This window comes from Mucilaginibacter sp. (assembly GCF_036383575.1).
GTDB lineage: Bacteria > Bacteroidota > Bacteroidia > Sphingobacteriales > Sphingobacteriaceae > Mucilaginibacter.
On sequence record NZ_DASVOB010000609.1, the window covers coordinates 1 to 8,910 of the forward strand.

Below are 8,910 nucleotides of genomic sequence, written 5' to 3' on the forward strand. Positions count from 1 at the left end.
GGCAGACCCTTGGGGTCGAAATAACCAGGAAAACGCCAATCCAGCGGAGAGTAGTAAATACCCACATATAAACCCGCTTTGCGGCAGGCATCTGTATATTCTTTTACAAAATCGCGGTGAGCAGCAGTTTCCCAACTATCAAAATGCTTATAACTTGAAGGGCTGTTCCAAAGGGCAAAACCGTCATGATGCCTGCTAACCATTACCATATACTTCATGCCTGCCTCTTTCGCTACTTTAGCCCATTCTGCAGCGCTAAAATGCTTCGGATTAAACTGATCTGCTAACCTGGCGTATTCCTCGGCCGGTATCTTTTGGTTAAACATGGTCCATTCACCTGTGGCCGGTATTGCATATAAGCCCCAATGTATAAACATCCCAAATTTTTGATCTTCCCACCATTGCATCTTTTCGGGCGAAAGATTGGAGCCCGGCCCGGATACGCCTTGCCCTACACCCTTTAATGATGGGTAGATCTTGCCTTTTTCCATTGATTTTTTTTCTGCATCGCCCATTTCCTGGCTTTTTACAGCAGAAGAATAACTCATGAGAGTTAACGTAAGCCCGGTTGCAATAATTTTTATTTTTTGCTTAAACATAATTTAGTTTCAGAATTAGCTATTTATATAATTGAGAACATAACCATCTTTGCGTATATAAAAAGCTTTTTACAATAACTCAAAGCAAAGGTTGTTATATGGTTATCTGGTTGCACGAAATTATATAAAACGCCCTTAGCAGGATTATATTAATCAGACTTTCATTGGCATAAATCCGACCCGTTCTGGTTGCTTTAAACAGCCATGACAGCAATTCATAGGTGCCCAACAGCAACCAACGACCCGGAAATACTCAGTATGATCTCTGTATTATTCTGAAAAGTAGATTAGGTTTATAGCTATCTATTGTGTATTGTTGATGTGGAAAAAATCAAAATCGACATAACCACCCGTTTGCCTGGTTGCGTAGTTGAACAGGCCGAAGCGGTAACCCATAAAATGAGGAATTGTATAAGCCATTTGCAAAGGCGTACCGATAGGTTCCCATTTTTGTCCGTCGAAACTATAAAAAAAGTAGGCTTTGTCGGTTCGGTTATGAAAGTCGCAGCTTGCTTTAAGATAAATAGTTGTTTGCGTTAAAGGTATGCAGGCCGATTCTGTGGTTGTACCGGCCTGCGCATTAATCATTACAATTTGCCTGGAGCCGTGGTCTGATTTAACACCGACAAAGCCATATCTCTGTTGCAGCAATGCAAGACCTGCAAAATCGCCGTCTTTCATGCTGGCGACATCAATTAAAGTTGTTGCTGAACATTCGGGGCCAATGGTACGTTGTGTTAAGGTGTTACGTGCTGATCGTAAAGTGCTGTCTGTTCGTCCGGTGACCAGTCTCAGATAGCCCGGCCGCTTACTTAACGACCATAATTGATCATCGGGATTATGGTTCCATTGCCATACCAAAGGGAGCGTGGGCTCTGCGTTCTTTCGGCTAAATTCATCCGACGATACAATACCCGGTGTCAAGCCTTTGCCCGCAGGTAAATCCAGCACATCCGGTGCTTTATGATCGATCCCTAATTCCGGCCATCCATTTGCCCATGTAACCGGCACCAGGTAAGGCACCCTGCCAACAGCACCAAAATCACGAAATAAATAGGCATACCAAATGCCTTTAGGGGTATTAATAAGTCCGCCCTGGGCCACGCCTTTATCCTGAAGGGCTACACGCCCCTCGTAAGGTCCGGTAAGCTTGTCTGCCCTGTGTATTAAAACGGTACGCATCCCACCTTTTGGCCAGCTGATATTAAAAAGGAAGTATTTTCCGTTGATTTTAAATAATTGCGATCCTTCAGCAGGCAAACCAATGTTGGGACCGGCAACGGCGCTTGCATTCTCAATAAGGATTTGCGGTTTTTTATCAGGATTGACGCCTGACAGATCATCCTTCAGTTCGGCCAGCATGATCCTGCCGCTCCCATAAATCATATAGGCTTTACCGTTATCATCAAAAAACAATGAATGGTCATGCAGGGCCGGCGTAAAGGATTTGACTTCCCATTGGCCTTTTTCAATGTTTTTTGTGCTGTAGATATAAGTTTTATTGGTTGTGCCAGAAAAGGTAGATACGTAAAACGTGCCATTGTGAGAACGTAAACTACTTGCCCACGAGCCGCGGCCATAAGCATTCGCACCATTCGACAGGTTAAGAGCATCGCCACTGTCAAGTGTGTTATACGCGTAGTTTACAATGCGCCAGTTTACCAGGTCTTTTGATTTCATAATGGGCAGCCCCGGGCTAAGATGCATGGTAGTACTGCTTGCATAATAAAAGTCGCCAACCCTGATCATGGATACATCCGGAACGTCTGCATAAATAACGGGGTTTTGTGCAGTCTGCGCGTTTGACTGTAATGTTGCCAACCACCATACAAGGCATGTCAGGACAAGTTTCCGTAAGACGGCGTTTTTTTTATAATAGAGTTCCATTTTAAAATGCGTTGAAAATTAACCAACGCCTAACCTGCTTTTTAAGCTGAAGATTATCATTAAACAACAGAGGGGACTCGTGTAAGCGATTTACAGGCATAATTTGAGTTTATTTAAAATTTATCCAGTCAATATCTACCTCGGTGCCGCTTTTTAAGACCATCACCAAGTCAGCGGTTTTCGGCGGGAGTGAAGCGAGGCTGCTTTGTATAAGTTGCCAGCCGTTTCCTTTAGCAATGTTTACCGTCGCCAGCAAGCGTCCGCTCGCATCGCCCAACCGCACTTCTATAGTTGCCGGGGCTGCTGCATTTGCCATGATCTGCATTTCTTTAAACTTTTTGCCGCTGAAGTCAACACGGTTATAACGGATCCAACTACCGGCATTGTTGAAGATAGTCTTCCATCCGTCAAATCTTTTTGCCGTATCAAGAAAGGAGACTTGCACGGTACTATCCTTATCGCTGTACCTGTCTATCTGTATTTTTTCTGAAGCTTTGGTTATTCCAACGCCACGCAGGGTTGGGATAACTTTTTTGATCGTTCCGTCGGCATTGAAGAAGAGGCTGTCGCATCTTATCGATCTGTTTTTATCGAAGTTAGGCGAGAGGTCGTCATTGTGATAAAATACGTACCACTGATTTTTAAATTGAATGATAGACTGATGATTGGTCCAGCAGCCGGAAGCCGATTCATCCATAAGCACACCTGCAAATTTGAAAGGCCCCATAGGGTTGTTGCTAATTGCATACTCCAGTCTTTCAATTTTATCGGCAACATGCGGATAGGTGAGATAATAAATACCATTACGTTCAAAAAGGTAAGGGCCTTCCTTCAGCCCCTTGGCCGGCATCTCAGTTAAAATTACCGGTTCTGAAGCAAGTTCCAGCATGTTCTCTTTAAGTTTTGCCGCATACAGGTTTCCTTGTGCCCAGTACAGATAGGCCTGCCCGTCCTTATCTATAAAAACATTGGGGTCGATGCCGTGTACGCCCTTTATTGGCTCCTGCTGTGGGGTAAAGGGCCCGTAAGGTTTATTAGCTACGGCTACCCCTATGGTAAAACCGCGACCATTTTCGCTGCCTTTCGCTGTAGTGGGAAAATACATATAATATTTGCCGTTGCGGAAAATGCAATCGGGCGCCCACATGCTGTACGATGTTGGCTCGGCCCAGGGTACTGTAGTTTGGCTAATGATCATGCCATGATCAGTCCAATCGGTGAGGTTGGCCGATGAGAAAACGTGATAATCTTCCATGCAAAACCAGCCGGGGCGGCCATGGCCCGGCGTTGCCTTAATATCGTGCGACGGATAAACATACACCCTGTCGCCAAAAACACGTGCCGAGGGATCTGCTGTAAACTGATCCCTGATCAATGGGTTTTGCGCCACAGATTGCCCGGCGAAACCTACCGTTGAAATAAATAGTAATAGCCAAAACTTAATGTTTTTCATGAGCTGAGTCTCTTAATGTGATTAGTTGCTTTTCAATTTATTTAAACAGTATAGGGGCAAACTTGTAAAGATCATTACGCCAAACGGGCCAGGTATGGCCGCCCGGATACTCATAATAAGTATGTTTTATCTTCATCTCATCCAGCTTCCCCAGCATGATCTGGCAATTTTTATAAGCAATATCCTCCTTGCCGCCCATCCCAATCCAAAATGCTTTGAGGTTGGTGTTGATTTTGGCGGCATTTTTCTGCATAAAGTCGTATTGCGCATCGGCGATGCTATTTTGTACCGGTACGATCCATCCCGAGCTAAATACGCCGAGATAACTGAATGTATCGGTATTGTAGATGCCCGTATATAATGTATTAAGGCCACCCATGGAAAGCCCGGCCAGGGCACGGCCCTGCGCAGAACGGTCAACCCGGTAGTTTTTCTCTATGAAGGGAATGATGTTCTGTTTTATTTCATTAGCAAAAGTTTTAAGTCCGGCTTCACCAAAACCCGCGCCGCTAAAATTGGCATCTGGCATAACCACCAGCATTGGCTTTGCCTGTTTGGCCGCGATCAGGTTATCCATGATCATATCGGTTTTGCCCTGGGTTGCCCAGCCGGTTTCATCCTCGCCGCCGCCATGTAATATGTATAGCGTGGGATATTTGGCCTGGCCACTGGCATCATAACCGGGTGGCGTGTAAATAAATAATTTCCGCCATGATTTGGTGACGCTTGAAAAATAAATTTTGATGCGGATATCACCATGCGGAACGTTTTTTACAGCATAATAGTCGCCACCGTCAAAAGGTATTTCAATACCGCTGGCCATACGGCCCATGCCATAAAAGGTTTGGCTGGCAGGATCAGTTGTAGTAATCCCATCTATAATCAACGAATAATAATGGAAGCCTTCGCCAATTGAATCGGTTGTGGCTGTCCAATAACCGGCAGTGTCCTTTACCATATCATATTTTTTGCCCAGATCCACCTGTACCTTTTGAGCATCCGGCGCCTTAAAGCGGAAAACCACCCGATGGTCGGGCAGGATGAAAGGATATTTAGAACCCCTGATATTGGTAGATGCAGGGCCACCTGAGATCATCATGTTATATTTATCGATATCAACAGGTTTGAACAGGAACTGTGAGAACAGGTAAAGATCGTTCTTCCAAACCTTAAAGTCGTGTATTCCGGGTTCAACACTGAAGATATGCGGTACATTTTTTTGCTCCAGGTAATCGTGGGTACGTTTACTGAATGACATTAACCCGTCGTGATCGCCGCATGAGATCCAGAGCAACTTAAGTTTGTTTTTCGCGGCATCGGGATCGGGCACCAGCTCTTCGGGTTTTTTGGTGTTAGGTGCTGATGAAAAACCTCCAACCCAGGCAAATTTATCCAGGTTACCGAGCCCGAAATTAAGCGATTGACCACCACCCATTGATAATCCGGCCAGGGCCCTGTGTTCACGATCAGTGTATACCGGGTATTTTTTCTGGATGAAGGGGATGAGGTCGTCCAGCAAGTCATGCTCAAAAGTTGCAAACGCGGCAACTTTATCCGGTGCCATGATATTGCCGGTGGCGCGGTCATCTTTCATGGCGCGGCCGTTAGGCAACACTACAATCATTGGTTCCAGTTTTTTATCGGCGTACAGGTTATCCAGTATCACCTGGGGCGTGCCCTGGTTAAGCCATTCAAATTCATCGCCACCAATGCCATGCAGCAAGTATAGAACAGGGTATGTCTTTTTTGCAGTATATCCGGGTGGCAGGTAAACTACAGCACGACGTTTGGCGTCAACTGTTTTTGAGTTATAGGTAACGGTATCCAGTTTTCCGTGTGCTATTCCCGTGCGGTAGGTATCGAAACCCACCGGCGAATGTTTAAGAGCAGGCTGTGACGTGGCCAGCATTGCAGGCAAAATGCCGATGGCGGTAAGGTAGGCTATCTTCTTCATAATTTGTTGTCTGTTTACCCAGGGAGATAATCTCCTTTGGGATTAACAGAGAGTTAAAGCGGGTTAAATTGTATTAGTTTTTTGCTCGCTCGAGGAATACCCGAAAGTAGGGGAAGCATTTTTGCCACAGTTAACACAAATCATAATAATGATAGAACGAATGTTTAAGGGCAACAAATAATTAACAACCCCGGTTAGCAAAAATCAACGGGCGAAAGGTAAATGTAGTGGTACCCGCTTTTAATTGATATGGATTGTTTTAAGTATTTGATTTTAAGATTGTTTTGATGGTTTGTGGCTTTCCGGAAAGTGGTTCGTTTGCATTGATTGTAACAATCATATAGCCGAGGGATGTGAATACATTCGTGGTATCAAAATATTGGATTGTGGTAGCGGACCATTCTCTGTACGGATACTTTCGTACGGTCCGTAATCGGTTTTCCCGATCATAAAATCTATAATCAATCTTATAAACCATGCAATTAAAAATTTACACACCAAAGCCGGTTATGGCGGTGATGGCATTAATCTTTTGCCTGTCATCTATCCGTGTCACGGCTCAAAAACTAAAATTAAACAAGTTGAGCTATTTTGAAACACCCGGCGTAAACGTACTGGTATTCAGTAACCAATACAACGGGATTTTTCAGGATGAGAAAACGGCCGGTGTTGAACTGATACACCACGGCGTTCGCACCATTACCGGCGGCGCAGTACGCCTGCAAAACACACCCGAGCAATGGGACCTGGTGCCCACACTGGTAAACCGTACCGTAGATAGCGTTACCCATCGCATTGATGTAACGATGCGTTATGAGGGCTATGATTTTGATTCAAAGATCAGCGTGACTCCAAAAGGAAACGGTGTTGAGCTGAATTTGTACCTTGATAAGCCTGTGCCGGAAAAGTTGGCGGGCAAGGCCGGGTTTAACCTTGAGATCATACCATCGGCCTATTTTGAAAAAACATTTTTGATTGATGGAAAACCAGGCGAATTTCCGCTATATCCGGCGGGTTCGACAAAAATGCTTCCATCAAGTCAAAAGATCCCGCAGTTTGCCGGCCATACCACATTCGATGATCGCGGCCGCAACGAATTTATTGATCCTGCACCGCTTGCTACAGGCAAAACGCTGGTGATGGCACCCGAAGATCCCGAACGCACCATTAAAATTCAATCGTTTGATGCCAATCTGATGTTGTTTGATGGCCGCAGCCTTGCACAAAACGGATGGTTTATTGTGCGTGGCTTATTGCCTGCCGGTAAAACAGGCAAGGTATTAACCTGGTATATCGAACCTAATGCTGTACCCGGTTGGAAGCGTGCGCCGGTAATTGAGTTTTCGCAGGTAGGTTACCGCCCGGATCAGCAAAAGACCGCTGTAATAGAGCTGGACAAAAATGACGCGCCACTAAAAACTGCAACGCTTTTTGAAGTAACGCCCGAAGGAAAATATGTTGAGCGGCTTAAATCAGATGTACAGCATTGGGGACAATTTACCCGGTACAATTATTTGAAGTTTGACTTCAGCAGTGTTAAAAAAGCCGGTTTATACGTTATAGCTTATGGCGATCAAAAAACCAATGCTTTTCCAATTAATGCAAATGTTTATGAAAATATAGGGCATCCCACAATGGATGTTTGGTTCCCGGTTCAGATGGACCACATGATGGTAAACGAAGCTTATCGGGTTTGGCACGGCGCACCTTTCCTTGACGATGCCTTGCAGGCTCCTCCAAACCATCAGCATTTTGATACTTACCAAATGGGGCCAACCACAGATACCAAATATAAACCGCTTGAACGGATCCCCGGGCTTAACGTTGGCGGTTGGTTTGATGCCGGCGACTTTGATATCGAAACGCCATCGCATTGCAGCGTTGTGCTGAGTTTTGTTGAAGCCTGGGAGAATTTCAAGATCGACCGTGATGAAACTTATGTAGATTACGCTACACGTTACGTAGATATCCATCGCCCTGACGGTAAGCCTGATCTCTTACAGCAAATTGAACACGGCACGCTTAACCTGGTGGCGCAAGTTGTAAACATCGGCCACCCGGCACGTGGAATCATCGTGCCGAATTTACACCAGTACCATCACCTCGGGGACGCCGTTAACGAAACAGATAATCTGCCTTATAACGCCTCGCTGAAACCTTACCAAACCGATGGGAAATCGAGCGGTACCATGGATGATCGATGGGCATTCACCACAAGGAATATAGCACTGGATTACCAGACCACCGCTGCACTTGCTGCCGCCAGCCGGGCGCTAAAAGGGTATAATGATACGCTGGCAGCGAAAAGCATGCAATGTGCGCTGAGACTCTGGCACGAAGATGATAGCCTGAAAATGCATATGGACTCAACTGCGTTGGCACGTAATAGGTTTGCCACCGGTAACGAAATGCTTGCCGCTCTGCAATTGTATATCACCACTAAAGATCAGCAGTATGCAGATCACTTCAAAAAACTGATCATGCCGATGCTCGACCGTTTTCCCGGTTTTGTTATGATAAGCGCGCTGCATGCTTACCCTTATATGGACAAAGATTACCAGGATAAAATAGCGGGCTACATGCAAAAGTACAAAGCTTCGTGTGATGAGTACGATAAACAGAACCCTTATGGCGTACCCGTTACACCGGGCGGCTGGGGCGGTAGTGGTCAGGTTATTAATTTTGCCATTACCAACTATTTCGCCAATAAATATTTTCCAAATATCATTGGTCCTGAATATGTTTACAAAGGATTGAATTATATTTTCGGATGCCATCCTTATTCCAACCTTTCATTCGTATCGGCAGTAGGTGTCCGTTCCAAAAAAGTAACCTATGGTAATAACCGGGCCGACTTTAGGTTTATTGCCGGTGGTGTAGTGCCTGGTATATTGCTGCTTAAACCTGATTTTCCGGAAAATAAGGAAGACTGGCCGTTTTTCTGGGGAGAGAATGAGGTAACGATAGCCGGTTGTGCGCAGTATATTGTTTTGTCTGGAGCCGCTAATCAGTTAGGG

General features: G+C 45.3%; 5 protein-coding genes. 1 reads left to right on the forward strand and 4 read right to left on the reverse strand.

Annotated elements, in window-relative coordinates:
- From VF500_RS21685 to VF500_RS21700, 4 genes are all read right to left on the reverse strand, one after another.
- Positions 1-548, reverse strand: a 548-nt coding sequence (locus VF500_RS21685) for an alpha-L-fucosidase (RefSeq protein ID WP_330861681.1), incomplete at its 3' end; no start/stop codon positions are given.
- Positions 549-902: 354 nt separating this feature from the next.
- Complete coding sequence (locus VF500_RS21690) at positions 903-2,420, reverse strand: glycoside hydrolase 43 family protein (RefSeq protein WP_330861682.1); 1,518 nt, start codon at positions 2,418-2,420, stop codon at positions 903-905.
- Positions 2,421-2,595: 175 nt separating this feature from the next.
- Positions 2,596-3,939 (reverse strand): family 43 glycosylhydrolase, encoded by a 1,344-nt coding sequence (locus VF500_RS21695; RefSeq protein ID WP_330861683.1) that lies wholly within the window; start codon positions 3,937-3,939, stop codon positions 2,596-2,598.
- A gap of 37 nt (positions 3,940-3,976) precedes the next feature.
- Positions 3,977-5,893 (reverse strand): alpha/beta hydrolase-fold protein, encoded by a 1,917-nt coding sequence (locus VF500_RS21700; protein ID WP_330861684.1) that lies wholly within the window; start codon positions 5,891-5,893, stop codon positions 3,977-3,979.
- A gap of 476 nt (positions 5,894-6,369) precedes the next feature.
- Between VF500_RS21700 and VF500_RS21705 the strand changes: the two genes are divergently transcribed.
- On the forward strand, positions 6,370-8,910 hold a 2,541-nt coding region (locus VF500_RS21705; protein ID WP_330861685.1), incomplete at its 3' end, for a glycoside hydrolase family 9 protein.